The following is a 26,309-nucleotide window of genomic DNA, read 5'->3' as shown; positions in this document are numbered from 1 at the left end:
AGCCTTATGCCACGCTGCTTTTGGTGTACCGAAGACCCGCTGTACATGGCTTATCACGACCAGGAGTGGGGCACGCCGCTACGCGATGCGCAGGGTTTGTTCGAGTTGCTTTTGCTCGAAGGGTTCCAGGCCGGGCTGTCGTGGATCACCGTGCTGCGTAAACGTGAGCGTTATCGCGAGGTGTTGTTCGGCTTCGATGTGCAGCGCGTGGCGCAGATGAGCGACGCCGAAATCGACGAATTGATGCTCGATCCGGGGATCATCCGCAACCGCCTCAAACTCAACGCCGCCCGGCGCAATGCCCAGGCCTGGCTGGCGCTGGAGGATCCGGTGGGGTTTCTTTGGTCGTTCGTGAATGACCAACCGATCATCAATCATTTCAAGGATCGCAGCGAAGTCCCGGCGATCACCCCCGAAGCGCTGGCGATGAGCAAAGGCCTGAAAAAGGCCGGGTTCACGTTCGTCGGACCGACCATTTGCTACGCGTTGATGCAAGCCTCCGGCATGGTCATGGACCACACCCGCGACTGCGACCGCTACGCGCAGCTCGTCAACGGCGGTTAGAATAGCCGCCTCGCGCACCGCACAAGATCAGGAGTGACCTGTGGAAAAGTTTAAAGGCGCCTTGCTGGTAGGCGCTCTGCGGCTGTTTGCCTTGCTGCCATGGCGGGCCGTGCAGGCCGTGGGTTCGGCGATCGGCTGGATCATGTGGAAAACCCCCAACCGCTCCCGCGACGTGGTGCGGATCAACCTCGCCAAATGTTTTCCACAGATGGATCCGGCCGAGCGTGAACGATTGGTCGGGCAGAGCCTGAAAGACATCGGCAAGTCGCTGACCGAAAGCGCCTGCGCGTGGATCTGGCCGGCGCAGCGTTCGATTGATCTGGTGCGCGAAGTCGAAGGCCTCGATGTGCTGAAAGACGCCTTGGCCTCGGGCAAAGGCGTGGTCGGCATCACCAGCCACCTCGGCAACTGGGAAGTGCTCAACCACTTCTATTGCAGCCAGTGCAAACCGATCATTTTCTACCGTCCGCCAAAGCTCAAGGCTGTGGATGAATTGCTGCGCAAACAGCGCGTGCAACTGGGCAACAAGGTCGCCGCCTCCACCAAGGAAGGCATCCTCAGCGTCATCAAGGAAGTGCGCAAGGGTGGTGCAGTGGGCATTCCCGCTGACCCGGAACCGGCCGAATCCGCCGGGATCTTCGTGCCGTTCTTCGCCACTCAAGCGCTGACCAGCAAATTCGTACCGAACATGTTGGCCGGTGGCAAAGCCGTCGGCGTGTTCCTGCATGCGCTGCGCTTGCCCGACGGTTCTGGCTACAAAGTGATCCTCGAAGCCGCGCCCGAAGCCATGTACAGCACCGACACCGCCGAATCCTGTGCGGCAATGAGCAAAGTCGTCGAACGCTACGTCGCCGCCTATCCAAGTCAGTACATGTGGAGCATGAAGCGCTTCAAGAAACGTCCACCGGGCGAAGAGCGCTGGTATTGAAATAATTGGCATGATCTGTGGATAACCTCACTGACAAGGTTATCCACAACCGTTCATCAAAGGGCGCAACAAGATGTCCGAACAACGCAAATCCTTCCGCATCAAAATCACCCACGACAGCTTCGGCGAATGCCTTGGGCAGACACGCAACCTGTCGCCTACCGGGGTGTTCGTGCAGCATCCGACCTTGGCATCGTTGCCCAAAGGCGCGGTGGTCTATGGCCAAGTGCAGGGTTTACCCACAGGCGCACCGAGCGTACGAATGGAAGTGGTGACGGTGGATGCCGACGGTATCGGTCTTCGTTACCTCTGAATCACTGCGCCTGACGATCGAGCTTCTTCAGAAATACCGTCATTTCCTTCTCGGCCTGCTTGTCGCCATGGGCACGGGCTGCTTCCAGACCTTGTTCCCACGCATTACGCGCGGCGGCGGTGTCGCCCAGCGCCAGCTGCGCCTTGCCCAACAATTTCCACGCCGCTGAATACTTCGGGTCGAAACCGACACAGCGCTGGAAATGCTCGGCGGCTTTGGCATTTTCGCCCAGATCCAGATAGCCCTTGCCCAGGCCGAAGCGCAGCAGAGAGTTATCCACACCCTTGGCGAGCATTTTTTCCAGGGATTCGAGCATTTTTTTGCACCCTCGCTTCAGTCTGATCGTTCCCACGCTCTGCGTGGGAACGCCTCAATGGACGCTCTGCGTCCGCTCTTGGGACGCAGAGCGTCCCGGGCTGCATTCCCACGCAGAGCGTGGGAACGATCAACCTCAGAAGAAGCTCAACCCCACATGAAACAGCTTCTCCACATCGCGAATATGCTTTTTATCCACAAGGAACAAAATCACATGGTCGCCCGCTTCGATCACCGTGTCGTCGTGGGCGATGATCACTTGTTCGTTGCGGATTACCGCACCGATCGTGGTGCCCGGTGGCAGTCCGATCTTTTCGATAGGCTTGCCGATGACCTTGCTCGACTTCGCATCACCATGAGCAATCGCCTCGATCGCTTCCGCCGCACCGCGACGCAATGAGTGCACGCTGACGATGTCGCCACGGCGCACGTGGGCCAGCAGGGTGCCGATGGTCGCCAGTTGCGGGCTGATGGCGATATCGATGTCGCCGCCCTGAATCAGGTCGACGTAGGCCGGGTTGTTGATGATCGTCATGACCTTCTTCGCCCCCAGACGTTTGGCCAGCAGCGACGACATGATGTTGGCTTCGTCATCGTTGGTCAGCGCGAGGAAGATGTCGGCATCGGCAATATTCTCTTCCAGCAGCAAATCGCGGTCGGACGCGCTGCCCTGCAAGACCACGGTGCTGTCGAGGGTGTCGGAAAGATAACGGCAACGCGCCGGGTTCATCTCGATGATCTTCACCTGATAACGGCTTTCGATGGCTTCGGCCAGCCGTTCACCGATCTGCCCGCCGCCAGCGATGACGATGCGTTTGTAGGTTTCGTCGAGACGGCGCATTTCGCTCATCACCGCACGAATGTTCTCGCGAGCGGCGATGAAGAAGACTTCGTCATCGGCCTCAATCACTGTATCGCCCTGCGGCAGGATCGGTCGGTCACGGCGGAAAATCGCCGCAACGCGGGTCTCGACATTCGGCATGTGTTCGCGCAACTGCCGCAGTTGCTGACCCACCAGCGGGCCGCCGTAATAGGCCCGTACCGCCACCAGTTGCGCCGCGCCTTCGGCGAAATCGATCACCTGCAAAGCGCCGGGATGCTGGATCAGGCGTTTGATGTAGTTGGTCACCACTTGCTCGGGGCTGATCAACACATCGACCGGAATCGCTTCGTTCTGGAACAGTTGTTCCTCGCGATTGAGGTAGGACGCTTCGCGCACCCGGGCGATTTTGGTCGGGGTGTGGAACAGCGTGTGGGCGACCTGGCAGGCGACCATGTTGGTTTCGTCGCTGTTGGTTACCGCGACCAGCATGTCGGCGTCGTCGGCACCGGCCTGACGCAGCACCGATGGCAGCGAGCCACGGCCCTGCACGGTGCGGATGTCGAGGCGGTCGCCGAGGTCGCGCAGGCGCTCGCCGTCGGTATCGACCACGGTGATGTCGTTGGCCTCGCTGGCCAAATGCTCGGCCAGCGAACCGCCGACCTGTCCCGCACCGAGGATGATGATTTTCATCCAGTCACTCCATTGAATCCGTTTAGCCGCGCGCGGCAGCGATCTTGATCAGCTTGGCGTAGTAGAACCCGTCATGCCCGCCCTGCTGGGCCAGCAGTTGGCGACCATGGGGCTGTTTGATTCCCGCCGTGGTGGCCAGATCCAGTTCGCGAGCGCCGGGCGTGCGCTCAAGGAACGCGGCGATGACTTCGGTGTTTTCGGTCGGCAGGGTCGAGCAGGTGGCGTAAAGCAGGATGCCGCCGACCTCGAGGGTTTTCCACATGGCGTCGAGCAACTCGCCTTGCAATTGCGCGAGGGCGACGATGTCGTCCGGCTGACGGGTCAGCTTGATGTCCGGGTGGCGGCGAATCACGCCAGTGGCCGAACACGGCGCGTCGAGCAGGATGCGCTGGAACGGTTTGCCGTCCCACCATTTCTCGGTGTCGCGCCCGTCGGCGGCGATCAGTTCGGCATTGAGGCCGAGGCGTTCAAGGTTTTCCTTCACGCGCACCAGACGCTTGGCTTCGAGGTCCACCGCCACCACGCCGGCCAGCGCCGATTCGGCTTCGAGGATGTGGCAGGTCTTGCCGCCGGGCGCGCAACAGGCGTCAAGCACGCGTTGGCCCGGCGCCAGATCGAGCAGGTCGGCGGCCAGTTGCGCGGCTTCATCCTGCACGCTGACCCAGCCTTCGGCGAAACCCGGCAGGCTGCGCACGTCGGCAGCGGCTTCGAGGATGATGCCGTCGCGGCTGTAAACGCAGGGCGTTGCGGCAATGCCCGCCTCGGTCAGCAGATCAAGGTAAGCGTCGCGGCTGTGATGGCGGCGATTAACCCGCAGGATCATCGGCGGATGCGCGTTGTTCGCTGCGCAGATGGCTTCCCACTGCTCAGGCCAGAACGCCTTGAGGGATTTTTGCAACCAGCGCGGGTGAGCAGTGCGCACCACCGGATCACGTTCCAGTTCGGCGAAAATCGTTTCGCTTTCGCGCTGGGCGTTGCGCAACACGGCGTTGAGCAGGCCCTTGGCCCAGGGTTTTTTCAGCTTGTCGGCGCAACCGACGGTTTCGCCGATGGCAGCGTGGGCTGGCACGCGGGTGTAGAGCAATTGGTAGAGACCGACCAGCAGCAGCGCTTCGACATCGGCGTCAGCAGCCTTGAACGGTTTCTGCAGCAGCTTCTCGGCCAGTGCCGAAAGACGTGGCTGCCAGCGCGCGGTGCCGAAGGCCAGATCCTGGGTGAAACCGCGATCGCGATCTTCGACCTTGTCCAGTTGCGTGGGCAGTGAGCTGTTCAACGAAGCTTTGCCGCTGAGGACGGCTGCGAGTGCCTTGGCGGCGGCCAGACGCGGGTTCATTGCGCGTCCACCGCTGCGCCGAGCACGGTGCCGACGGCGAACTTCTCACGACGGCTGTTGAACAGGTCGCTGAAGTTCAGCGCTTTGCCGCCGGGCAATTGCAGACGGGTCAGGCACAGCGCTTGTTCGCCGCAGGCGACGATCAGGCCGTCCTTGCTGGCGCTGAGGATTTCACCCGGCGCGCCTTTGCCGTCGGCGACTGTCGCCGCCAGCACTTTCAGTGCTTCACCGTTAAGTGTGCTGTGGGTGATCGGCCATGGGTTGAAGGCGCGCACCAGTCGCTCCAGCTCAACCGCCGGACGGCTCCAGTCGATGCGTGCTTCATCCTTGTTGAGTTTGTGCGCGTAGGTGGCGAGCTCATCGTTCTGCACTTCGCCTTCCAGCGTGCCTGCGGCCAGACCGGCAATCGCTTGCACTACGGCCGGCGGGCCCATCTCGGCGAGACGATCATGCAGGCTGCCGCCTGTGTCTTCACGGGTGATCGGCGTGACGACCTTGAGCAGCATCGGCCCTGTGTCGAGTCCGGCTTCCATGCGCATCACGGTTACGCCGCTTTCAGCATCACCATGTTCCACGGCGCGTTGAATCGGCGCCGCACCGCGCCAGCGTGGCAGCAACGACGCGTGACTGTTGATACAACCCAGACGCGGAATATCCAGCACCACTTGCGGCAGAATCAGGCCGTAGGCGACCACCACCAGCAAGTCCGGCTTCAGCGCGGCCAGTTCAGCCTGTGCATCGGCGTTGCGCAACGTCGGCGGCTGCAACACCTGGATATTGTTTTCCAGCGCGAGCTGTTTGACCGGGCTCGGCATCAGTTTTTGCCCGCGACCGGCCGGACGATCCGGTTGGGTGTAGACCGCAACGATCTCGTAAGGGCTGCTCAGCAGGGCCTTGAGGTGTTCGGCGGCGAATTCCGGGGTGCCGGCAAAAACGATGCGCAGTGGCTCAGTCATGAAGGGAATCTCTTAAAAAGAAAAAGGCTTGCCGCAGCAAGCCTTTGAAGGAGGGGCATCAAGCGTTCTGGCGGTGCTGCTTTTCCAGTTTCTTCTTGATCCGGTCGCGTTTGAGCGTGGACAGGTAATCGACGAACAATTTGCCGTTGAGGTGGTCGCATTCGTGCTGGATGCACACCGCGAGCAGGCCTTCGGCGATCAGTTCATAGGGCTTGCCGTCGCGGTCCAGCGCCTTGATCCTGACCTTTTGCGGGCGATCGACGTTTTCGTAGAAACCCGGCACCGACAGGCAGCCTTCCTGATATTGCTCCATTTCTTCGGTCAGCGATTCGAACTCGGGGTTGATGAACACCCGGGGTTCGGTGCGGTCTTCGGAAAGGTCCATCACGACGATACGTTTGTGCACGTTGACCTGGGTCGCGGCAAGGCCGATGCCCGGCGCTTCATACATTGTTTCAAACATGTCATCGACCAACTGACGCACTTCGTCGTCCACTACAGCCACAGGCTTGGCGATAGTGCGCAGACGCGGGTCCGGGAATTCGAGGATGTTTAAAATGGCCATAGGCTTTGATTGCTGCACACGTTGAGTAAAGTCGGGCGATGGCCTGGCAGGTCCGAAGATGCAGGCTACCGTTGTGAAGCGTAGCTTGTGCATTTTGCACAAGCGAGCCACGGGGGCTCTGACGGTTCACGCGAATGCACATGATAAAGGGATTCACTGCATGAGGAAAACACTACTCGCCCTGCTGCTGTTGGCTTCGGCCGGCGTGGCACAGGGGCAAGTGCAACTCAGGGATGGTTTTCCACAGCAATACACGGTGGTTTCGGGGGACACGCTCTGGGACATTTCCGGCAAATACCTGCGCGAGCCCTGGCAGTGGCCACAACTGTGGCGGGCCAATCCGCAAATCGAAAACCCCAACCTGATCTATCCCGGCGACACGCTGACGCTCAGCTACGTCAACGGCCAGCCACGCCTGATGCTCAATCGCGGTGAATCGCGCGGCACCATCAAGCTCTCGCCACGGATACGCACCAGCCCGGTGGCCGAGGCGATACCGAGCATTCCGCTGAAATCCATCAATAGCTTTCTGCTGAGTAACCGCATCGTCGACAAGGTCGAGGATTTCGACAAGGCACCGTACATCGTCGCCGGCGATGCCGAACGTGTGCTCAGCGGCACCGGTGACCGGATCTTCGCGCGTGGTCATTTTGATCCGGATCAGCCGGTCTACGGCATCTTCCGCCAGGGCAAGGTCTACACCGATCCGCAGACCAAGGAGTTTCTGGGGATCAACGCCGACGATATCGGTGGCGGTGAAATTGTCGCCACCGAAGGCGACGTCGCCACCCTCGCCCTGCAACGCACCACGCAGGAAGTGCGCCTCGGCGACCGCTTGTTCAGCGGCGAAGAGCGTTCGATCAATTCGACCTTCATGCCCAGCGCGCCAACGACCAACATCAACGGCGTGATCATCGATGTTCCGCGCGGTGTTACCCAGATTGGTGTGATGGACGTGGTCACGTTGAACAAAGGCAAGCGCGATGGTCTCGCCGAAGGTAACGTTTTGGTGGTGATGAAAACCGGCGAAACCGTGCGTGACCGCATTACCGGCCAGCCACTGAAAATTCCCGACGAACGCGCCGGGTTGCTGATGGTGTTCCGCACCTACGACAAACTCAGCTACGGCCTCGTTCTCAACGCTTCACGCTCGCTGGCGGTGCTCGACAAGGTGCGAAATCCGTAAGCTTGCTTCACAAGTTACCAACAGAGTTATCCACAGCTTGTTCCGAATGGTTCGGGGCTTGTAACGATCAAGGATGATCCATCATGTTGCCTGTCTGTACGCCGGTTTCGCCGGCGGAACTGGAAGCGCGTCTGCGCCTGCACCGCTTGCCGGATGTCGGCCCGAAGCGCTTCGCCAAATTGCTTGAAGCTTTCGGCTCGGCCTCCAAAGCCATCAGCGCTCCGGCCAGTGCCTGGCGCTCGTTGGGCTTGCCAGCAACGAGTGCCGAAGCGCGTCGTTGCCCTGAAGTGCGCGATGGCGCCAGCCACGCAATGCGCTGGCTAGAGCGTCCGGAGCATCATTTACTGATGTGGGATCAACCGGATTACCCGGCGCTGCTGGCGCAAATTCCGGATCCACCGCCGTTGCTGTTTGTCGCTGGCGACCCGCTGATTCTGGAGAAACCGCAACTGGCGATGGTCGGCAGCCGCCGCGCTTCGCGCCCGGGAATGGATACCGCGGCAGCGTTTTCGCGCTGCCTTGCCGGGGCTGGTTTTGTCATCACCAGTGGCTTGGCGCTGGGCATTGATGCCGCTGCGCATCAGGCGGCACTGGATGTCGGTGGCTTGACCGTCGGTGTGTTGGGTACCGGGCTGGAAAATTTTTATCCACAACGCAATCGACGCTTGGCTGACGCGATGATTGCGTCCGGCAGCGCGGTGCTTTCGGAGTTTCCGCTGGATACCGGGCCGACGGCGAGCAACTTCCCGCGTCGTAACCGGATCATCAGCGGATTGTCTCTGGGAGTGCTGGTGGTCGAGGCCAGCGTTGCCAGCGGTTCATTGATCACTGCGCGGCTGGCAGCCGAACAGGGACGCGAGGTGTATGCGATTCCCGGTTCGATTCATCACCCTGGCGCGCGCGGTTGTCACCAATTGATTCGCGACGGTGCGGTGTTGGTGGAAACCATCGAGCACATCCTCGAAGCCCTGCGTGGCTGGCAGCATTTGCCGTTGTCCGCAGACACCGCGAAAGTCGATCATCCATTGCTCATATTGCTGCACGCCGCGCCGCACACCAGCGAAGGATTGGCCGACAGTAGCGGTTGGGCGTTACCGAAAGTGCTGGCAGCCCTTACCGAACTGGAAATGGATGGCCGCGCGGTATGCGAAAACGGTCGCTGGTTGGCCAGGACACGCTAGGTTTTACAAGGAAGATCGGTAAACTGCGCGAAACCTGATTGCGGAGAGTTTTTTCATGGTCAACAGTTGGCGTGTGCAACAAGCCGCACGAGAGATTCGCGCCGGGGCGGTGATTGCCTATCCAACCGAAGCCGTCTGGGGGCTGGGTTGCGACCCGTGGAACGAAGAGGCCGTGGATCGGTTGCTGGCGATCAAGAATCGTTCGGTGGTCAAAGGGCTGATTCTGGTTGCCGACAACATTCGCCAGTTCGACTTCCTGTTCGAAGACTTCCCGCAAGAATGGATCGATCGTATGGCCAGCACCTGGCCAGGGCCGAACACATGGCTGGTGCCGCATCAGGGCTTGTTGCCGGAGTGGGTGACCGGCGTGCACGACACCGTGGCGTTGCGGGTCAGTGATCATCCGCAAGTGCGCGATCTGTGCTCGATGGTCGGGCCTTTGATTTCGACCTCGGCCAACCCCCAGGGTCGCCCGGCGGCGCGCACGCGATTGCGTGTCGAGCAATATTTCCGTGGGCAGATCGATCTGATACTGGGTGGGCAACTGGGTGGACGCAAGAACCCCAGCGTGATCCGTGATCTGGCGACCGGCAAAGTCATTCGTCCCGACTGATCCAGCGTCGATAATTTGTAACGTGAGTACTCCTCGCCTCGACGGCGAGGAGTACTACGCATGCCTGCGATTTATCCTGCAATGATGCTGCTTGTTGCGTCGGAAAAGTCGCCAACGGCCGGGATTAACTGAATTTTCCCACCTGATTCTCAGACCTCGTTTCGTGGCGGTATCGCCAAAAGCAACCATCCTTTCCCTGCACTCGGAACACTTCGATAAGTTAAGGTCTGCGGAGAAAGAATGGACACTACGGATTTGCAACTCAAGGATTACCTGCAGACGCTTCAGGTGACGTTGAACAGTCATCATGAGGGCTGTCGTATCGTGATGCTTGAAGCGGGGTCGGATACCCAAGTGTTCGATCGGTTTATCGATCGGCAATTTCGGCTTCGGCTGCAGCATTACATGCTGACGTCCAGGGCGCGGATGCTCGAAACGCAACTGGCGACAAGGTCGCGCAGTACCCACTTTCTGCTGTATCGGCACGAACAGCTGCTGGCGGTATTGAGGGCCACTCCGGCGCCGTTCGAGTGGGCATCGTTGGCGCGGCAACATGTTTCGCCCACGGTGGCGTTGTCACGCCATGTCGAACTCAGTCGCTTGATCTCGCAGGTGCCCAGCCAACAGCCCATTGCCGTCAACAGTCTGCTGGCGGCCGCTGCCGAGTGGGCGATAAAACAGGGCTATCAAGGTGTCACAGCGTTGTGCAGGGCATCGCAGCTGCGTCTGTACCAGCGTTTCGGTCTGATGCCGGTCGCCTCCAATCCCTTGCAGATTGAACATCGCGCACGCGGTGATTACTGGGTGTTGTCAGCCGAGTGGCGGCAAATCCTCGCAGCGGTTCAACAGCCTGACCACACGACTGTCGGCCACTGGGCGCAAAAACCGTCGGCGAGTCATCCGCCGAGGTTCTGAACGCGGCAGAAGCGTCCTGCCAGTCATGGCTGTGAAACCCTGACTGGCCGGATGCCGGGAGGTATCAGGGCAGCAGAACGGTGGAGCCGGTGGTGCGTCGCGCTGACAGTTCGGTTTGCGCCTTCGCCGCATCAGCCAGTGGATAACGCTGGCTGATATCCACCTTCAACTTGCCGCTGATGATCATCTCGAACAATTCATCGGCCATCCGCTGCAGGTTCTCGGCGTTGTTGGCGTAGGTCGCCAGCGTAGGTCGGGTCACATACAGCGAACCTTTGGCGGAGAGAATCCCCAGATTCACACCGTCCACCGCACCGGAGGCATTACCGAAGCTCACCACCAGCCCACGCGGCGACACGCTGTCGAGCGAAGTCAGCCAGGTGTCCTTGCCGACGCCGTCATAGACCACCGGGACTTTCTTGCCATCGGTCAATTCCAGCACGCGCTGGGCGACGTTTTCGTGGCTGTAATCGATCGTCGCCCACGCACCATTCGCCTTGGCCAGTTCGGCTTTCTCTTTGGAACTGACGGTGCCGATCAGCTTCACGCCCAATGCCTTGGCCCATTGGCAGGCCAGCGAACCGACGCCCCCGGCCGCTGCGTGGAACAGAATGGTTTCGCCACCCTTGAGCTCATAGGTCTGGCGCAGCAGGTATTGCACGGTCAGGCCTTTGAGCATGACCCCGGCAGCCGTTTCGAAACTGATTTCGTCGGGCAGGTGCACCAGATTGTCTTGGGGCAGCACGTGCAATTCGCTGTAAGCGCCCAACGGGCCGCTGCCATAGGCGACGCGATCACCGACCTTGAAGCGGGTGACGTTGCTGCCCACGGCATCGACGATGCCGGCACCTTCAGCGCCCAGGCCGGACGGCAAGGCTGGCGGCGCATACAGGCCGCTGCGGAAATAGGTATCGATGAAGTTCAGGCCGATGGCCTTGTTGGCCACGCGCACCTGCGTCGGGCCGGGCGCGGCGGGTTCGTAGTCAACATATTCGAGCACTTCGGGGCCGCCGTGGGCGCGGAACTGGATACGCTTTGCCATTTGCCTGCTCTCCTTGGGTCTTTTGTGAGCCCCCTATCCAACTCCCATGCTTGATCTTCGTCAACTGCGGCGCGCCAGTCTGCGGTGGTATGCTACGCGCCCATTTGCGGCGCCCGCCTGCGGGGCGCCGCCCGATTCAAGGTGAAGCCATGACGACCCGCACCGACGCCGTAAAGGCCTATCTGCTCGACCTGCAAGACCGCATCTGCGCGGCTCTCGAAACCGAGGACGGCGGCACGCGCTTCGTCGAAGACGCCTGGACCCGGCCCGCCGGCGGTGGCGGTCGCACCCGCGTGATCGAGAACGGCACGCTGATCGAAAAGGGCGGCGTCAACTTTTCCCACGTCTTTGGTAGCGGCCTGCCGCCTTCAGCCAGCGCCCATCGCCCGGAATTGGCCGGTCGCGGTTTCGAAGCGCTTGGCGTGTCGCTGGTGATCCACCCGCACAACCCGCATGTGCCGACGTCTCACGCCAACGTGCGCTTTTTCATTGCCGAGAAGGAAGGTGAAGAGCCGGTCTGGTGGTTCGGCGGCGGCTTCGACCTGACCCCGTACTACGGCAATGAAGAAGACTGCATCCACTGGCACCGCGTTGCCGAGCAGGCCTGCGCGCCATTCGGGTCGGACGTTTATCCGCGCTACAAGGCCTGGTGCGACACCTACTTCCACATCAAGCATCGCCACGAGCCGCGCGGCATCGGCGGCCTGTTTTTCGATGACTTGAACGAGTGGGACTTCGACACCAGCTTCGCTTTCATGCGCGCAATCGGCGACGCCTACATCGATGCGTATCTGCCGATTGTGCAGCGGCGCAAAAACGATGCGTTCACCGCTCAGCAGCGTGAGTTCCAGGAATTCCGCCGTGGCCGTTACGTCGAGTTCAACCTGGTTTACGACCGTGGCACGCTGTTCGGCCTGCAATCGGGCGGGCGAACCGAATCGATCCTGATGTCGCTGCCACCGCAAGTGCGCTGGGGCTATGACTGGAAGGCTGCGCCTGGCAGCGAAGAAGCACGCCTGACCGAGTACTTTTTGCAAGATCGCGACTGGCTGGCCCAGAACTGAGGATTTCTGATGGATCGTTACGTCGTTTTCGGTAACCCGATCGGCCACAGCAAATCGCCGATGATTCACCAACTGTTCGCCGAGCAGACTGGTCAGAGCCTCGACTACAGCACCCTGCTGGCGCCGCTTGATGATTTCGCTGGCTGCGCCACGGCGTTTTTCCAGGAAGGTCGCGGTGCCAACGTTACTGTGCCGTTCAAGGAAGACGCTTATCGTCTGGCCAACAGCCTGACCGCCCGCGCACAAAGGGCCGGTGCGGTGAATACCTTGAGCAAACTGGCGAACGGCTCGCTGCTCGGTGACAACACCGACGGCGCCGGACTGGTGCGTGATCTGTCGGTGAATGCCGGCTTCAGCCTGACCGGCAAACGCATCCTGCTGCTCGGTGCCGGTGGCGCGGTGCGTGGGGCGTTGGAGCCGTTGCTGGCGGAAAAGCCCGCGTCGGTGATCATCGCCAATCGCACGGTGGACAAGGCTGAGTTGCTGGCGGAGTTGTTCTGCGATCTGGGACCGGTGTCGGCCAGTGGTTTCGACTGGTTGCGCGAGCCGGTGGACGTGATCATCAACGCCACATCGGCCAGCCTGACCGGCGATGTGCCGCCGATTGCGCCTAGCTTGATCGAACCGGGCAAGACCCTGTGCTACGACATGATGTACGGCAAAGAGCCGACGGCGTTCTGCCGTTGGGCCAGTGAGCACGGCGCGACGGTGTCGATGGATGGCTTGGGGATGCTGGCGGAGCAAGCGGCTGAGGCGTTCTTTTTGTGGCGCGGTGTGCGTCCCGACACGGCGCCAGTACTGGCCGAACTGCGCCGCCTACTGGCCCTTTAAAAGCATCGCTGGCAAGCCAGCTCCCACAAGGATCACCTAAATCCCTGTGGGAGCTGGCTTGCCAGCGATTGAAGTCGACACCGGTTTCAGATCAATCCTCAAACCGGATCGGACATTTCTCCGGCCCTTCAAGCTTGCGCAACTCCTCCACCACCTGCGGCCGCGCTCGGCGCAAGGTCAAACTGCGATTCTGGCGCAACAACCGCCGCGCCTCCTGATGCAGCATCTCCACGCCCGAATAATCGATGAAGTTGATCTGCTGCGCCTCGATCACCACCCGCGCGCCGTGCATCCGTTGCAGGCGCACCTGAAGGTAATGGCTGGCACCGAAAAAGATCGAACCACCGACGCGCAACACATCGTCCTCACCATCGCGCCAATGCTGCACACGCGGTTGCGAGGTGCGCTTGAGGTAGAAGAACAGCGAGGCCAGCACGCCGGCATAAATCGCCGTCTGCAACTCCAGCAGCAACGTTGCCAGACACGTCAGGGCCATGACCACGAACTCGGCCCGACTGACTCGCAGCAATGAGCGAATGCCGCGATGATCCACCAAGCCCCAAGCGATCAGCAGAATGCTCCCGGCCATCGCCGGGATCGGTATGTGCGCAATCAGCCCGGCGCCGAAAATCGCAAACAACGCCACCCAGATCGCCGAAAAAATCCCGGCCAGCGGCGAGCAGGCGCCCGCCTCATAACTCAGTCCCGAGCGAGTAAACGAGCCTGCCGACAATGATCCGGAAAAAAACGCGCCGACGATATTCGACAGACCCTGCGCGCGGACTTCCTGATTGGCATCGAGCAATTGCTGCGAACGTGCGGAAATCGAGCGTGCGATCGAAAGACTGGTGACCAGCCCGAGCATGCCCACCGCCACGGCGCTCGGCAGCAGGCGCAGGATCAAATCCAGATCCAGCGGCAACGCACTGAACGGCGGCAACCGTCCGATAAACGCGCTGACCAGATGCACGTGGCCGAACATCGCCGGCCACCGCCATACCAGCAGACTGGCCAATACGAGGGTTATCAATAGCGTCGGCCAGCGCGGCAGCAATTGTTTCAGGACGATGCCGACCACCACCGTGGCCACGCCGAGCACCAGCGAAGGTTTATCCACAGCCCTTAGGTGTTGCAGCAAATCCATCAGACTCGCCAGCGCCGTGGCTTTGGCCGGCAATTCCAGGCCCAGCAGATTCGGCAATTGCCCGATGGCTATCACCACCGCCGCGCCGAGGGTGAACCCCAGCACCACCGAATGCGAAACGAAGTTCACCAGCGCACCGAAACGCAGCAGGCCGAGCAGCCATTGGAAAATCCCGGCAAGAAAGGTCAGCAACAAGATCAGGGTGATGTAGTCCTGCGAGGCTGGCACGGCCAAGGGACTGACGCTGGCGTACAGCACAATCGAAATCGCCGCCGTCGGGCCGCAGATCAGATGCCACGATGACCCCCACAAGCAGGCGATCAACACCGGGATGATCGCAGCGTAGAGGCCATATTCAGGTGGGAGCCCGGCGATCAGCGCGTAGGCAATCGATTGGGGTAAGGCGAGAATCGCACCGCTGAGGCCGACGATCAGATCCCGTCCGACGCTGGCGCGGGTTTGCCGCGGTAGCCAGGTGAGGAAGGGGAAGAGAGAGTGGCGGCTGGGGAAGGCCATGGGTCCTCGCGGTTGGGGTTTTATTCAAGGTTATCAGGGTGTCAGGGAAAGGGCCCTCACCCTAGCCCTCTCCCGGAGGGAGAGGGAACTGACCGTGGTCAATGAGGGAGGTACGCCGACCTGAGATATCCAGTCGAACTCAGGTTCTGAACAGCATAAAGATCGGCTCCCTTTCCCCCTCGCCCCCGGGGGGAGAGGGCTGGGGTGAGGGGGCAAAAATCTCAAGCCGAGCACAAATCCAGCAACCCCACGATCAAAGCTTCGCTTTCACCGCTGGCAACGCATCCTTGCCATCTACGGTCTTCACGCCATCGAGCCACTTATCCAATACCGCCGGATTCGCCTTGATCCACGCCTTCGACGCCTCGGCATTAGTGACCTTCTTGTTCACCACCTCAGCCATGATGCTGTTCTCCATCTCCTGCGTGAACGAAAGATTAGTCAGCAATTTACCCACATTCGGACACGCCTCGGCGTAACCCTTGCGCGTCAGCGTAAACACGCTGCCGGTGTCGCCAAAGTACTTCTCGCCACCCTTCAGGTAATGCATCTTCAACTGCACGTTCATCGGATGCGGCGTCCAGCCGAGGAAGGTGACGAATTTCTGTTTCTTCACCGCCCGCGACACTTCCGCCAGCATCGCCTGTTCGCTGGACTCGATCAGCTTCCACTGGCCCATGTCGAAGTCGTTCTTCTTGATGATCTCCTGCAGCGAGATATTCGCTGGCGCGCCGGAGCCGATGCCGTAGATCTTCTTGTCGAACTTGTCGGCGTATTTGTTCAGGTCGGCAAAGTTATGCACACCCGCGTCCCACACATAGTCAGGGACGGCGAGGGTGAACTCAGTGCCGTCGAGGTTCTTCGCCAGCTGCGTGACATCGCCGGTGGCGACGAACTTGTCGTAGAAGCCCTGCTGCGCCGGCATCCAGTTACCGAGGAAGACATCCACCTGGCCATCCTTCAACCCGCCAAAAGTAATCGGCACCGCGAGGGTGTCGACCTTGGCCTTATAGCCCATGCCGTCCAGCAGAAACCCGGTGATCGCATTGGTCGCGGCGATGTCGCTCCAGCCCGGGTCGGCCATCTTCACCGTGTCGCAACTTTGCTCGGCGAACGCCGAAGCGCTGCTCAGCGCGAGCAGGCCGACGGTCACTGCTGTGGATAACTTACGCATGGACTTCCCCTTAACATTATTGGTTTTGGCAGGGTTGTGGATAACGGGCTTTGCGCTCCAGATCATCGAGGTCGATGTGGTTGCGCATGTACTGCTGACTGGCGTCCACCAGTGGCTGGTGATCCCAGCTCTTCAGCTTGCCGATGGTCAGTGCGTCGGCAACAAAACGGCGGCGGCGCTGGCTGGCGAGGACGTCGCGGTGGATGGCCGGAATGTCCCACTTGGCTCGCGCTTCGGCGAGAAAATCGTCGAATAGCGGGCGATGCTGCGGCGAATGGCTGAGTTCTTCCCGTTCACGCGGATCGTTGTCTACGTCGAAGAGTAGGCAAGGGTCGCTTTCACTGTAGATAAATTTGTAGGCGCCGCGACGGATCATCATTAATGGGCTGACGGTGCCTTCGGCCATGTATTCGCCGAACACCTCGTCATGACCACCCTGCCCTTGCAGATGCGACACCAGAGACCGGCCATCCAGAGGCAGGCCCGGCTCCAGGATGCCGCCAGCCAGTTCAACAAAGGTTGGCAATAGGTCAGCGGTCGATACAGCAGCGCTGACGCGCCCGGCAGTGAATTGGCCTGGAGCACTTATCAACAGGGGCACGCGGGCCGCCATTTCGTACCAATGCATTTTGTACCAGAGACCCTTTTCGCCGAGCATGTCGCCGTGGTCACCGGAGAAGACAATAATGGTGTCGTCGATCAGTCCGGTTTCTTCGAGGGTTTGCAGAAGTTTGCCGACGTTGGCGTCGATATAGCTGCATGCACCGAAGTACGCACGGCGCGCATCGCGAATCTTATCCACAGGCAGTGGCTTATCCCACAGGTCGTAAACCTTGAGCAGGCGCTGCGAGTGCGGATCGAGTTCGTGTTGATCCGGGGTTGTCGGAAGCGGGATATCGGCATCGTCGTACAAATCCCAGAACGCCTTGGGAATGGTGTACGGATCGTGTGGGTGAGTCATCGATACGGTCAGGCAGAATGGCTGGTCGCCATCCTCGCGAATGTGATCGAACAGGTATTGCTGCGCCTTGAACACCACCTCTTCGTCGAAATCGAGCTGGTTGGTGCGCACACACGGACCGGCCTGCAGCACCGAAGACATATTGTGATACCAGGTCGGACGCACGTCCGGCTCGTCCCAGTTCACCGCCCAACCGTAATCGGCCGGGTAGATATCGCTGGTCAGACGCTCTTCATAGCCGTGCAATTGATCCGGGCCGCAGAAGTGCATCTTGCCGGACAGTGCGGTGCGGTAGCCGAGGCGGCGCAGGTAGTGAGCGTAGGTGGGAACATCGGCAGGGAAGTCGGCAGCGTTGTCATAGGCGCCGATCTTGCTCGGCAACTGGCCGCTGACCAGGGTAAACCGCGACGGCGCGCACAACGGGCTGTTGCAGTAAGCGGCGTCGAACACCACGCCTTGGGCGGCGAGGCGGGAAAGATTCGGCAGTTTGATCGGCGAAGGGCCGTAGAAAGGCAACATTGGCGCGGCCATCTGATCGGCCATGATAAAAAGAATATTCTTGCGCTTCATGTGATCGCGGCATTCCATAGTGAATATTTATGCGACTTTGCTGCGATCGAGCATGGAGTCCATGCTCTGTCGGGTAAAGCCCGCGCCGGGCAATGACTAGGATAAGCACAGCTTATGTATGAAGCCTTGGGTGATCTGTCCCTCGACCTGTTGCGCGCCTTTGAGGCGGCCGCTCGCCAGCGCAGTTTTACCGCGGCAGCGGTTGAACTGGGCACCACGCAACCAGCGATCAGTCAGCAGATCAAACGGCTGGAAGACCAGCTTGGCACGCGGCTATTTGATCGCATCTATCGTGGGATTGAATTGACCGAGGTTGGCGCGATCCTGTTCGAGCAAGTTACGCTAGGTTTGCAGAATATCGACGCTGGATTGAGCGCGATCAGCGCACAACAGCAACATGAGGTTCTGCAAGTTGCCACCGATTTTGCCTTCGCTGCTTATTGGCTGATGCCTCGTCTGCATCGTTTTCATGAGGCCAATCCGCAGGTCGACGTCAGCCTGGTGACCAGTGAACGCAACCACAACATGCTGCGTACCGATATCGACGTGGCGATCCTGTTTGGCGACGGGCGTTTCAAGCAGGGCGAAAGTCATTGGTTGTTTAGTGAAGAAGTGTTCCCGGTGTGCAGTCCACAATTGCTCAAGGAGCGCGCCCTGCCCTTGCCGGCTCAGGCGTTGCTGGAGTTTCCATTGCTGCATCTGCGCGGGGAAAACAGCAGCAACTGGTTTGACTGGAGTGGTCTGTTCCGCGAGTTGGGCATCACCACGCCACCAGCGCCGGGGCAACTGCGCTTCGACAATTACACGCTGTTGATCCAAGCGGCGATAGGCGGCCAAGGCGTGGCGATTGGCTGGCGGCACCTTGTGGATAACTTGCTGAGTCAGGGGTTGCTGTGCCGACCCATTGCCGAAACGACCCTGTCGCGCCTTGGTTATTACGTAGTGCTGCCGCAACGCAAACGGCGGAGTGCGTTGATTCAACAGTTTGTCGATTGGCTGATGGCGGAACAGGCGAGCAGCGCAAAATCCCTCAATGGACTCGCGTTGCCTTCCATCGCCGTATAGCCGCCTATTCGCTGGCCGCCACAAAACTCACATGCTGGCCCACATGCAAATTCAACCGCAGCTCATCAGCAATGCCCACCGCCACGCGATTCAAGCGCTCCAGCGGTTCAGCCAGACCTGGCTCCAGATTGCCGCCGACTTGGCTGAAATGCTCAATGGTCAGCCCGGCCACGCCATGGGGCGCATTGACAAGCGTCCAGTGCAGCGGGCTGCTTTGCACGGCTTCGCGAATTTCTTCGGCAGCATGACGTTGCAGGTGATCGTCGACATCCGACTCATCAAGGACGGCAAAATCTCCCACCAGAAACAACCGCGACACATTGGCCGCTTGCAGCCCATCGACCAATGCGTCGACGGCCAGTACCTGTTCGACCGGTCCCAGCACAACGGACCGTTCAACGTGATCGCTACTGAACGGCAACCCCGGCGCATCCAACAAACAGATGACCACCGAACTGCCGGCCACACTCTGGTTGACCCGTTCCGAGTCGAACAAATCGCCCGTTTTGGTGCGCAACCCTGGACGCGGCGCCAGTGCGGTCAAATCGTCGAGAATGGCGATGACTTCGTGCTGACGACGCAGCAATTCAGCCATCAACGCGCTGCCCAGGCTACTCATGGCACCATAGAGCACCACTTTTACCGCCGGGGTTTCGGCATTTTTCATGGCTGATCCCTTTTCTTATCCCTTGTATTGCGTGTGACATACGGGCAACGCCGAGGGTTCGAACCGATTCAGAGGCTTTCCGATGCAAGCGATCAAGGGTTATCACGCCCATGTCTATTTCGACGCCAAGACCATCGAGCAGGCGCGCGCCTTGTGCGAGCAGGCCGCGCAACTGTTTCCGTTGAAGATGGGCCGCGTTCACGAGCGCCCGGTCGGGCCGCATCCGGACTGGAGTTGCCAATTGGCCTTCGGCCCCGAGTTGATTACTGATGTGCTGCCATGGCTGGCGCTGAACCGCAAAGGCTTGGTGGTGTTTTTGCACCCGGACACTGGCGATGACTTGCTCGATCATACGGAGCACGCGATCTGGATGGGCGGGATCCGAACGCTGGATCTGTCTATTTTTTGATCAAATCGTTTCTTCTGCCTCGCCTGGCAGATGCTCGTCCAGATGCAGCCAGGGCAATTGGTTGTCGGTCCAGATATGCCGTTCGGCCGGCGCCAGTTCCGGGTGATCCAGTGTGGCAATGGTCACGTCGATACTGTCGGGACTGAGCAATGTCACCAACGCCAGTTGCGCGCCGCACTGCGGACAGAAGTACCGCGCGCAACTCTGCGACGAGTCATAACGCGATGGCGTGCCTGCCAGCCATTGGAAATCTGCTGCCGGGAGGGTGATCCACGTCGTGACAATCCCGCCGCTGACCTTTCGGCAAATCGAGCAATGGCAATGGGCGATGTCCTGCAACGCCCCGCTGAACTGATAACGAATGTGTCCGCAATGGCAGCCGCCTCTTTGCATTTCGCTCATGGTCAAAGCCCTCTTTCCCGTGTTCATTGACTCTGGTTCGCATCCGACGGCCGGTTGACCGTTCACCCAAAGCTTTCTTCAGCGAAAGGTAGCTGAAAGCTTCCGCGATTAGGATCGCCTCCACTTCCGGCAACAGACCGGTTGGCCAATGCGTGTGATACCTCGCACGAACGGCCCAATTAACAACAACAATGGTGATTCTGATGTCCTCTGTAGCCCGCCTCCTCGCTCTGACTCCGCCCGTACGTCTCGTGCTTCCCGTTCTGCGCTGATCCGACCCGATCCGCTCACTCAACTAGCCGCGCTACGCCTGGAGTATTCCCATGCTGACTTTCCTTGGCTTCGCCATGGTCATCACGTTCATGTTCCTGATCATGACCAAGCGCCTGTCCGCGCTGATCGCGCTGATCATCATCCCGATTGTCTTCGCCCTGTTCGGTGGTTTCGCGCCGAAGATCGGTCCGATGATGCTCGAAGGCATCACCAAGCTCGCGCCAACTGGCGTGATGCTGATGTTCGCCATTCTCTATTTCGCCTTGATGATCGACTCCGGCCTGTTCGACCCGGCCGTGCGCAAGATCCTCAAACTGGTCAAGGGCGACCCGCTGAAGGTTTCGGTCGGCACCGCCGTACTGGCGCTCGTCGTTTCCCTCGATGGTGACGGCGCGACCACTTACATGATCTGCGTGGCCGCCATGCTGCCGCTGTACAGCCGCATCGGCATGAGCCCGCGAATCATGGCCGGCCTGATCATTCTCGCCGGCGGCGTGATGAACATGACGCCGTGGGGCGGCCCGACGGCCCGTGCCGCGAGTGCGTTGCATGTCGACCCGTCGGACATTTTTGTGCCGATGATCCCGGCCATGGCTGCCGGTGTCGTTGCGATTCTGCTGATTGCCTACTTCTACGGTAAACGTGAGCGTGCGCGTCTCGGTGAACTGCACCTGGCCGGTGACGAGATCGACCACAGCGAAATCAGCGTCTCGCAATTCCCGGATGCGCGTCGTCCGAAGTTGATCTGGTTCAACGGCGCGTTGACCTTCGGCCTGATGTGCACCCTGATCGCCGGCCTGCTGCCATTGCCGGTGCTGTTCATGGTCGCGTTCAGTATCGCCATGATCGTCAACTACCCTTGCCTGCAGATGCAGAAGGATCGCGTCGCGGCTCACGCCGGTAGCGTGCTGGCAGTGGTCGGGCTGATCTTTGCGGCGGGTATCTTCACCGGTATCCTGAGCGGCACCGGCATGGTCGATGCGATGTCGAAGAGCCTGTTGGCAGTGATTCCGGATTTCCTCGGCCCGTACCTGGCCGTGATCACGGCGCTGGTGAGCATGCCGTTCACCTTCTTCATGTCCAACGATGCGTTCTACTATGGCGTGTTGCCGGTGTTGGCCGAAGCCGCCAGCCACTACGGGATCACTGCAGTGGAAATGGCCCGTGCCTCGATCGTCGGTCAGCCCGTCCACTTGCTGAGCCCGTTGGTGCCGTCGACCTACTTGTTGGTGGCCCTGGCCGGTATTGATTTCGGTGATCACCAGCGTTTCACCCTGAAATGGGCGATCCTGGTGTGTATCTGCATCCTGATTGCTGCACTGCTGTTGGGGACTTTCCCGGTGTTCAGCACTCTATAAGCCCAAGACTCACCGTTTCGGGTCCTGGCTTCGCGGTTTGAAGCCCGGACCTTTTTCGGTTTAACAATCGCTCAAAGGAATACACATGGAATGGCTGACCAACCCCGAAATCTGGGTTGCCTTCTTCACCCTGACCGCCCTGGAAATCGTCCTCGGCATCGATAACATCATCATGATTTCGATCCTGGTCAGCCGCATGCCCAAACACATGCAGCAGCGCACCCGGATCTTCGGTCTTGGCCTGGCCATGATCACCCGCATCCTGTTGCTGCTGTCGATCACCTGGGTCATGCGCCTCACCGCCGACCTGTTCGAAGTGTTCGGCCAGGGCATTTCCGGTCGCGACCTGATCCTGTTCTTCGGTGGCCTGTTCCTGCTGTGGAAGAGCTCGCAAGAGATGTACCACGCGCTGGAAGGCGAAGACGAGAGCGACGATACCCCCGGCGGCAAGGGCGGCAACTTCCTCTACACCATCATCCAGATCGCGATCATCGACATCGTCTTCTCGCTGGACTCGGTGATCACTGCCGTGGGCATGGTGTCCCACGTGCCGGTGATGGTCGCGGCGATTGTCGTGGCGGTGCTGGTGATGATGCTGGCGTCAGGCAAGATCAGCGAGTTCATCGACAAGCACCCGTCGCTGAAGATGCTGGCGCTGTCGTTCCTGCTGGTGGTCGGTACCGTGCTGATTGCCGAGTCGTTCGACGTGCATGTGCCGAAGGGCTACGTCTACTTCGCCATGGCGTTCTCGCTGGCGGTAGAGGCGATCAACATCAAGTTGCGCGGCGCGATGGCCAAGAAAAAACAGCAGCAAGACCCGGTGAAACTGCGCAAGGACATCCCGGGCCAGTAACCCGGTAGTCCAGACGCACGCAATACCCCCTGTGGGAGCGAGCTTGCTCGCGAAGGCTTCGTGTCAGTCGACAGAAATGTTGGCTGGCCCACCGCTTTCGCGAGCAAGCTCGCTCCCACATTTGTTTTGGGCAACAAACAGAACCATGTCGGATTCGGGTGGGTGAATGAACCCATTTTCATGACACTTTTGTTTCAATCCACACTTTAGCTGTGCAATGCTGGCGCCCAGTCCGTTAGCCAACTACAGCTTAAGTATCAAAAACGTAGAAACCGCGCGGTACCGTCAACTTGCCTCTCTGAGGCACTGCTATTACAGGGGGTCTGCATGCTCACCCTGCTCAATCTGCTTTCCGCCGTCGCCCTGCTGATCTGGGGCACGCACATCGTCCGAACCGGCATCCTGCGGGTGTACGGCACCAACCTGCGCCATGTGATTGGCCAGAACATGTCCAAGCGCTGGCTCGCCTTTGTCGCCGGCATCGTCGTGACCGCGATGGTGCAGAGCAGCAATGCCACGGCCATGCTTGTCACTTCATTTGTCGGCCAGGGGTTGATGGCGCTGACCCCGGCGCTGGCGACCATGCTCGGCGCCGACGTCGGTACCGCGCTGATGGCGCGGGTGCTGACGTTCGACCTGTCGTGGCTGTCGCCGCTGCTGATTTTCCTCGGGGTGATTTTCTTTCTGTCGCGCAAACAGACGCGGCTTGGGCAGATGGGCCGGGTGTCCATCGGTCTCGGGCTGATCATTCTCGCGCTGCAATTGATCGTTGAGGCTGCTGCGCCAATCACCCACGCTCAAGGCGTAAAGGTGATTTTCGCCTCGCTGACCGGCGACATCCTCCTCGACGCCTTGGTTGGCGCCTTGTTCGCGATGATTTCCTATTCCAGCCTCGCCGCCGTGCTGCTCACTGCGACCCTCGCCGGCGCCAGTGTGATCAGTCTGCCGGTGGCGATCGGTCTGGTGATCGGCGCCAACATCGGCAGCGGCGTGCTGGCGTTCATGAGCACCAGCATGCAGAACGCCGCCGGCCGGCAAGTGGCGCTGGGTAGCCTGTTGTACAAACTGATCGGCCTGTTGCTGATCATCCCGGTGCTCGACCCGCTGGTGCACTGGATCGACAGCCTCGATTTCAGCCCGCAGGAAATGGTCATCGGCTTCCACCTCCTCTACAACACCGCGCGTTGCCTGATTCTGCTGCCGAGCGTCGGCCCGATGGCGCGACTCTGCGCGTGGTTGCTGCCGGAACGCCCGGAGGTCAACGGTACGGCCAAGCCGCGTCACCTCGACGCGACGGCACTGGTCACGCCGAGTCTGGCGCTGGCCAACGCCGCGCGGGAAACCCTGCGCATGGGTGATCTGCTGGAGAACATGCTCGACGCCACCCTCGATGTGCTGCGCGGCAAGCAGACTGCCGTCACTCAGGAAATACGCCGGCTGACCGACGACATCGAATCACTGTACAGCGCGATCAAGCTGTACCTGGCGCAGATGCCCCGCGAAGACCTCGGCGAGCAGGACAGTCGGCGCTGGGCGGAGATCATCGAGCTGGCGATCAACCTCAAACTGGCTGCCGACCTGATCGAACGCATGCTGCGCAAGATCCAGCAGCAGAAGACCTCGCAGCGCCGCTCGTTTTCCGAGGAAGGTTTGGAGGATCTGGCGGGATTGCAGCAGCAATTGATCTCTAACCTGCGCCTGGGCCTTTCGGTGTTCCTCAGTGGTGACCGCGAAAGTGCCCGGCAGTTGTTGCGCGAGAAGCGCCGCTTTCGCGCGCAGGAACGCCGATTGGCCCACGCGCATGTCAGCCGTTTGCAACGCAAGATCGTGCAGAGTATCGAGACCAGTTCGCTGCACCTGGAGTTGATTGCCGACATGAAGCGGCTCAATTCGCTGTTTTGCGGCAGTGCGTATGTGGTGCTGGAAACGGCGGATACCGGGGCGCTGGAGTCGGATGATATGGCCGACATTACGCATTCGCCTTGAACGACTGGAGCTGGGTTTAGTCAGTTACATTGATTCAGCCTTCAGGCCGCTATCGCGAGCAGGCTCACTCCTACAGGGGGACGCATTCCAAATGTAGGAGTGAGCCTGCTCGCGATGGGTCCCTGACTGACGACACGGATCTCCAAATCAGCCGTATGGAAGCCTGTTATGCGTTGCCTGTTGTTCGCCTGTCTGTTGCTCGGTTCTCTGCCCGCCTTTGCCCTGGATCGTTTTCAGGTCGAAGGCTATGCGCTGCCCAACGGCTTGCAGTTGCTGCTCAAACCCGGCACCGAGCGTGGGCATGTGGCGATCCGGCTGGTGGTCGGCGTCGGCCTCGATGATTTCGATTGCGATGAGAAAGAGCTGCCGCACCTGCTTGAACACTTGTTGTTCAGCGGTATCGATGCCACTGGCGAAGGGGGGCTGGAAGAGCGCATGCAAGCGCTGGGCGGCGACTGGAACGCGTTCACCAGCAATGCCGACACCACGTTCGTCATCGAGGCCCCAGCGAAAAATCAGCGCAAAGTGCTCGACCTGTTGCTCGACCTGCTGACGCAAACGCGCATCGACGACAACGCGATCAATGCGGCCAAACGTGTGGTCGAGCGCGAGGACGGCGGCCATTACACGCGTCTGCAACGCTTTCTCGACCGCCAGGATCTCGGCCACACTGCGAGCAATCAACTCGCTGTCGAGCTGGGCCTGAAATGCCCGCAACGCGCCGAGGTCGGTCACCTGACTCAGGAACAACTGGAGAAGGTGCGCAAGGCCTGGTACGCACCGAACAACATGACGCTGATCGTCGTCGGTGAACTCGACAAACTGCTGCCGGCTTATCTGGAGCGCACTTGGGGCGCGCTCGAAGCGGTTGAGCCGAGCGAGCACCGTGCACTGCCGGACATCAGCACCAGCGCTGCCCATGAGCGCACCCTCACCCGTGGCTTTATCGGCGACAGTGCCAAGCTGCACTGGCTGGTGCCGGAACCGGTGATCGATGATCAATACGATCAGACCTTCGACATTCTCAAGGATTACCTCGACTGGGCGCTGTACCGACAGATTCGCCTCAATCACGGCTTGTCGTATGGACCTTGGGCCGAGCGTGAAGTGTTTGGCGGTGTCGGTTTCATGAGCCTGAATGCCGATCTGGATCGCGACGATGTCGACGAAGCCATACAAGTGCTGGAAGACCTCAAGGCTGACCTGCTGAAAAACGGTCTCGATCCTGGCACGTTCGCGCGAATCAAGCAGGCGGCCATAGCCCATCAGGCCTGGGCGGTGCAAGGCAACAGTGCGATGGCGGATTATTACTGGAGCGCCCTCGGCGATTACGAGGACGGCCGTTTCGCCAACCCGGCGCGGGAGCTGCAAGGCGTGACCCTGGAAGCCGCGAACAAGGCCATGCGCGAGTTGCTGTTGCAGCCGGGGTATCTGCGGATCGAGAAGCCGTTGCTCAGTGATGATCAGGTGTTGTGGTTGAGTGCAGGTGGGTTGGGCCTGGTGTTGTTGGTCCTGATCGGCTGGCGTGTGCACCGCAAGCGGGTTTGAAGATCAAAAGATCGCAGCCTGCGGCAGCTCATACAGGGGATTGCGTTCCAAATGTAGGAGCTGC

The 26,309-nt window shown here is 60.2% G+C and carries 26 protein-coding genes; 15 read left to right on the top strand and 11 right to left on the bottom strand.

Going from position 1 to position 26,309, the window contains the following annotated elements; translation table 11 throughout:
- Positions 1–6: 6 nt before the first annotated feature.
- From ACIF4X_RS22755 to ACIF4X_RS22745, 3 genes are all read left to right on the top strand, one after another.
- Positions 7–564 (top strand): DNA-3-methyladenine glycosylase I, encoded by a 558-nt coding sequence (locus ACIF4X_RS22755; RefSeq protein ID WP_397483820.1) that lies wholly within the window; start codon positions 7–9, stop codon positions 562–564.
- Between the two features lie 40 nt (positions 565–604).
- Entirely contained in the window at positions 605–1,492 is an 888-nt protein-coding gene (locus tag ACIF4X_RS22750; RefSeq protein ID WP_008084359.1) for a lysophospholipid acyltransferase, read from the top strand.
- A gap of 73 nt (positions 1,493–1,565) precedes the next feature.
- Positions 1,566–1,805, top strand: a complete 240-nt coding sequence (locus ACIF4X_RS22745; protein ID WP_397483819.1) for a PilZ domain-containing protein — start codon at positions 1,566–1,568, stop codon at positions 1,803–1,805.
- A 1-nt stretch (position 1,806) separates the two neighbouring features.
- Here the strand turns inward: ACIF4X_RS22745 and ACIF4X_RS22740 are convergent, their stop codons facing one another.
- The 5 genes from ACIF4X_RS22740 to def form a co-directional block, all read right to left on the bottom strand.
- Entirely contained in the window at positions 1,807–2,121 is a 315-nt protein-coding gene (locus ACIF4X_RS22740) for a tetratricopeptide repeat protein (protein ID WP_397483818.1), read from the bottom strand.
- A 135-nt stretch (positions 2,122–2,256) separates the two neighbouring features.
- On the bottom strand, positions 2,257–3,633 hold the full coding sequence (gene trkA / locus ACIF4X_RS22735; protein ID WP_064389689.1) for a Trk system potassium transporter TrkA: 1,377 nt from the start codon (positions 3,631–3,633) through the stop codon (positions 2,257–2,259).
- 22 nt (positions 3,634–3,655) lie between these two features.
- Positions 3,656–4,966: a 16S rRNA (cytosine(967)-C(5))-methyltransferase RsmB gene (rsmB, locus tag ACIF4X_RS22730; protein WP_397483817.1), complete on the bottom strand. Its 1,311-nt coding sequence runs from the start codon at positions 4,964–4,966 to the stop codon at positions 3,656–3,658.
- The gene (gene fmt / locus ACIF4X_RS22725) at positions 4,963–5,922 is read right to left on the bottom strand and encodes a methionyl-tRNA formyltransferase (protein ID WP_397483816.1); all 960 of its coding nucleotides are present in this window, start codon (positions 5,920–5,922) and stop codon (positions 4,963–4,965) included. The genes rsmB and fmt overlap by 4 nt, the downstream gene beginning before the upstream one ends.
- A gap of 58 nt (positions 5,923–5,980) precedes the next feature.
- Positions 5,981–6,487 carry a peptide deformylase gene (def, locus tag ACIF4X_RS22720; RefSeq protein ID WP_122855361.1) on the bottom strand — a complete coding sequence of 169 codons (507 nt, stop codon included), beginning with the start codon at positions 6,485–6,487 and terminating at the stop codon, positions 5,981–5,983.
- 160 nt (positions 6,488–6,647) lie between these two features.
- Between def and ACIF4X_RS22715 the strand changes: the two genes are divergently transcribed.
- The 4 genes from ACIF4X_RS22715 (at position 6,648) to ACIF4X_RS22700 (ending at position 10,382) form a co-directional block, all read left to right on the top strand.
- The gene (locus ACIF4X_RS22715; RefSeq protein ID WP_397483815.1) at positions 6,648–7,673 is read left to right on the top strand and encodes a LysM peptidoglycan-binding domain-containing protein; all 1,026 of its coding nucleotides are present in this window, start codon (positions 6,648–6,650) and stop codon (positions 7,671–7,673) included.
- 80 nt (positions 7,674–7,753) lie between these two features.
- Positions 7,754–8,854 carry a DNA-processing protein DprA gene (gene dprA, locus ACIF4X_RS22710; RefSeq protein ID WP_397483827.1) on the top strand — a complete coding sequence of 367 codons (1,101 nt, stop codon included), beginning with the start codon at positions 7,754–7,756 and terminating at the stop codon, positions 8,852–8,854.
- Between the two features lie 55 nt (positions 8,855–8,909).
- Positions 8,910–9,467, top strand: coding sequence for an L-threonylcarbamoyladenylate synthase (locus tag ACIF4X_RS22705; protein WP_038359601.1), 558 nt, complete (start codon positions 8,910–8,912; stop codon positions 9,465–9,467).
- Between the two features lie 240 nt (positions 9,468–9,707).
- On the top strand, positions 9,708–10,382 hold the full coding sequence (locus tag ACIF4X_RS22700) for a hypothetical protein (protein WP_397483814.1): 675 nt from the start codon (positions 9,708–9,710) through the stop codon (positions 10,380–10,382).
- 64 nt (positions 10,383–10,446) lie between these two features.
- Here ACIF4X_RS22700 and ACIF4X_RS22695 read toward each other — a convergent pair whose 3' ends face one another.
- Positions 10,447–11,424, bottom strand: coding sequence for an NADPH:quinone reductase (locus ACIF4X_RS22695; protein WP_397483813.1), 978 nt, complete (start codon positions 11,422–11,424; stop codon positions 10,447–10,449).
- A gap of 149 nt (positions 11,425–11,573) precedes the next feature.
- Between ACIF4X_RS22695 and hemF the strand changes: the two genes are divergently transcribed.
- Entirely contained in the window at positions 11,574–12,488 is a 915-nt protein-coding gene (hemF, locus tag ACIF4X_RS22690; RefSeq protein ID WP_397483812.1) for an oxygen-dependent coproporphyrinogen oxidase, read from the top strand.
- A gap of 9 nt (positions 12,489–12,497) precedes the next feature.
- Entirely contained in the window at positions 12,498–13,319 is an 822-nt protein-coding gene (gene aroE, locus ACIF4X_RS22685) for a shikimate dehydrogenase (protein WP_397483811.1), read from the top strand.
- A 91-nt stretch (positions 13,320–13,410) separates the two neighbouring features.
- Here the strand turns inward: aroE and ACIF4X_RS22680 are convergent, their stop codons facing one another.
- From ACIF4X_RS22680 to betC, 3 genes are all read right to left on the bottom strand, one after another.
- Positions 13,411–14,979 (bottom strand): SulP family inorganic anion transporter, encoded by a 1,569-nt coding sequence (locus ACIF4X_RS22680; protein WP_397483810.1) that lies wholly within the window; start codon positions 14,977–14,979, stop codon positions 13,411–13,413.
- A 253-nt stretch (positions 14,980–15,232) separates the two neighbouring features.
- A complete protein-coding gene (choX, locus tag ACIF4X_RS22675; RefSeq protein ID WP_397483809.1) occupies positions 15,233–16,153 on the bottom strand; it encodes a choline ABC transporter substrate-binding protein in 921 nt (306 codons plus the stop codon).
- 16 nt (positions 16,154–16,169) lie between these two features.
- Positions 16,170–17,684 (bottom strand): choline-sulfatase, encoded by a 1,515-nt coding sequence (gene betC / locus ACIF4X_RS22670; RefSeq protein WP_397483808.1) that lies wholly within the window; start codon positions 17,682–17,684, stop codon positions 16,170–16,172.
- 114 nt (positions 17,685–17,798) lie between these two features.
- Here betC and ACIF4X_RS22665 point away from each other — a divergent pair, with 114 nt between their 5' ends.
- The gene (locus ACIF4X_RS22665; protein WP_397483807.1) at positions 17,799–18,749 is read left to right on the top strand and encodes a choline sulfate utilization transcriptional regulator; all 951 of its coding nucleotides are present in this window, start codon (positions 17,799–17,801) and stop codon (positions 18,747–18,749) included.
- A 4-nt stretch (positions 18,750–18,753) separates the two neighbouring features.
- Here ACIF4X_RS22665 and ACIF4X_RS22660 read toward each other — a convergent pair whose 3' ends face one another.
- Positions 18,754–19,416 carry an NAD(P)-dependent oxidoreductase gene (locus tag ACIF4X_RS22660; protein WP_397483806.1) on the bottom strand — a complete coding sequence of 221 codons (663 nt, stop codon included), beginning with the start codon at positions 19,414–19,416 and terminating at the stop codon, positions 18,754–18,756.
- 82 nt (positions 19,417–19,498) lie between these two features.
- On the opposite strand from ACIF4X_RS22660, the gene ACIF4X_RS22655 reads away from it, so the two are divergent.
- Positions 19,499–19,825, top strand: a complete 327-nt coding sequence (locus tag ACIF4X_RS22655) for a DOPA 4,5-dioxygenase family protein (protein ID WP_397483805.1) — start codon at positions 19,499–19,501, stop codon at positions 19,823–19,825.
- Here the strand turns inward: ACIF4X_RS22655 and ACIF4X_RS22650 are convergent, their stop codons facing one another.
- A complete protein-coding gene (locus tag ACIF4X_RS22650) occupies positions 19,826–20,227 on the bottom strand; it encodes a GFA family protein (protein ID WP_397483804.1) in 402 nt (133 codons plus the stop codon).
- A gap of 323 nt (positions 20,228–20,550) precedes the next feature.
- Between ACIF4X_RS22650 and ACIF4X_RS22645 the strand changes: the two genes are divergently transcribed.
- The 4 genes from ACIF4X_RS22645 (at position 20,551) to ACIF4X_RS22630 (ending at position 26,245) form a co-directional block, all read left to right on the top strand.
- Positions 20,551–21,858, top strand: a complete 1,308-nt coding sequence (locus tag ACIF4X_RS22645; protein WP_034152221.1) for a CitMHS family transporter — start codon at positions 20,551–20,553, stop codon at positions 21,856–21,858.
- A gap of 85 nt (positions 21,859–21,943) precedes the next feature.
- Positions 21,944–22,711, top strand: a complete 768-nt coding sequence (locus ACIF4X_RS22640) for a TerC family protein (protein WP_034152222.1) — start codon at positions 21,944–21,946, stop codon at positions 22,709–22,711.
- A 327-nt stretch (positions 22,712–23,038) separates the two neighbouring features.
- Entirely contained in the window at positions 23,039–24,697 is a 1,659-nt protein-coding gene (locus ACIF4X_RS22635; RefSeq protein ID WP_397483803.1) for a Na/Pi cotransporter family protein, read from the top strand.
- Between the two features lie 168 nt (positions 24,698–24,865).
- The gene (locus ACIF4X_RS22630; protein ID WP_397483802.1) at positions 24,866–26,245 is read left to right on the top strand and encodes a M16 family metallopeptidase; all 1,380 of its coding nucleotides are present in this window, start codon (positions 24,866–24,868) and stop codon (positions 26,243–26,245) included.
- The last annotated feature ends 64 nt before the right edge of the window (positions 26,246–26,309 follow it).

Origin of the sequence: Pseudomonas sp. NPDC085632 (genome assembly GCF_044541255.1) — a bacterium.
Taxonomy (GTDB): Bacteria; Pseudomonadota; Gammaproteobacteria; order Pseudomonadales; family Pseudomonadaceae; genus Aquipseudomonas.
The sequence above is the reverse complement of the archived record's forward strand: the minus strand, read 5'-3'. Positions and strand labels throughout refer to the sequence as shown.

Coding starts and splice junctions, on each gene's coding strand:
- ACIF4X_RS22755 (WP_397483820.1), top strand. CDS start 7: ATGCCACGCTGCTTTTGGTGTACCGAAGACCCGCTGTACATGGCTTAT.
- ACIF4X_RS22745 (WP_397483819.1), top strand. CDS start 1,566: ATGTCCGAACAACGCAAATCCTTCCGCATCAAAATCACCCACGACAGC.
- ACIF4X_RS22740 (WP_397483818.1), bottom strand. CDS start 2,121: ATGCTCGAATCCCTGGAAAAAATGCTCGCCAAGGGTGTGGATAACTCT.
- trkA (WP_064389689.1), bottom strand. CDS start 3,633: ATGAAAATCATCATCCTCGGTGCGGGACAGGTCGGCGGTTCGCTGGCC.
- rsmB (WP_397483817.1), bottom strand. CDS start 4,966: ATGAACCCGCGTCTGGCCGCCGCCAAGGCACTCGCAGCCGTCCTCAGC.
- fmt (WP_397483816.1), bottom strand. CDS start 5,922: ATGACTGAGCCACTGCGCATCGTTTTTGCCGGCACCCCGGAATTCGCC.
- def (WP_122855361.1), bottom strand. CDS start 6,487: ATGGCCATTTTAAACATCCTCGAATTCCCGGACCCGCGTCTGCGCACT.
- ACIF4X_RS22715 (WP_397483815.1), top strand. CDS start 6,648: ATGAGGAAAACACTACTCGCCCTGCTGCTGTTGGCTTCGGCCGGCGTG.
- ACIF4X_RS22705 (WP_038359601.1), top strand. CDS start 8,910: ATGGTCAACAGTTGGCGTGTGCAACAAGCCGCACGAGAGATTCGCGCC.
- ACIF4X_RS22700 (WP_397483814.1), top strand. CDS start 9,708: ATGGACACTACGGATTTGCAACTCAAGGATTACCTGCAGACGCTTCAG.
- ACIF4X_RS22695 (WP_397483813.1), bottom strand. CDS start 11,424: ATGGCAAAGCGTATCCAGTTCCGCGCCCACGGCGGCCCCGAAGTGCTC.
- hemF (WP_397483812.1), top strand. CDS start 11,574: ATGACGACCCGCACCGACGCCGTAAAGGCCTATCTGCTCGACCTGCAA.
- aroE (WP_397483811.1), top strand. CDS start 12,498: ATGGATCGTTACGTCGTTTTCGGTAACCCGATCGGCCACAGCAAATCG.
- ACIF4X_RS22680 (WP_397483810.1), bottom strand. CDS start 14,979: ATGGCCTTCCCCAGCCGCCACTCTCTCTTCCCCTTCCTCACCTGGCTA.
- choX (WP_397483809.1), bottom strand. CDS start 16,153: ATGCGTAAGTTATCCACAGCAGTGACCGTCGGCCTGCTCGCGCTGAGC.
- betC (WP_397483808.1), bottom strand. CDS start 17,684: ATGAAGCGCAAGAATATTCTTTTTATCATGGCCGATCAGATGGCCGCG.
- ACIF4X_RS22665 (WP_397483807.1), top strand. CDS start 17,799: ATGTATGAAGCCTTGGGTGATCTGTCCCTCGACCTGTTGCGCGCCTTT.
- ACIF4X_RS22660 (WP_397483806.1), bottom strand. CDS start 19,416: ATGAAAAATGCCGAAACCCCGGCGGTAAAAGTGGTGCTCTATGGTGCC.
- ACIF4X_RS22655 (WP_397483805.1), top strand. CDS start 19,499: ATGCAAGCGATCAAGGGTTATCACGCCCATGTCTATTTCGACGCCAAG.
- ACIF4X_RS22650 (WP_397483804.1), bottom strand. CDS start 20,227: ATGAGCGAAATGCAAAGAGGCGGCTGCCATTGCGGACACATTCGTTAT.
- ACIF4X_RS22645 (WP_034152221.1), top strand. CDS start 20,551: ATGCTGACTTTCCTTGGCTTCGCCATGGTCATCACGTTCATGTTCCTG.
- ACIF4X_RS22640 (WP_034152222.1), top strand. CDS start 21,944: ATGGAATGGCTGACCAACCCCGAAATCTGGGTTGCCTTCTTCACCCTG.
- ACIF4X_RS22635 (WP_397483803.1), top strand. CDS start 23,039: ATGCTCACCCTGCTCAATCTGCTTTCCGCCGTCGCCCTGCTGATCTGG.
- ACIF4X_RS22630 (WP_397483802.1), top strand. CDS start 24,866: ATGCGTTGCCTGTTGTTCGCCTGTCTGTTGCTCGGTTCTCTGCCCGCC.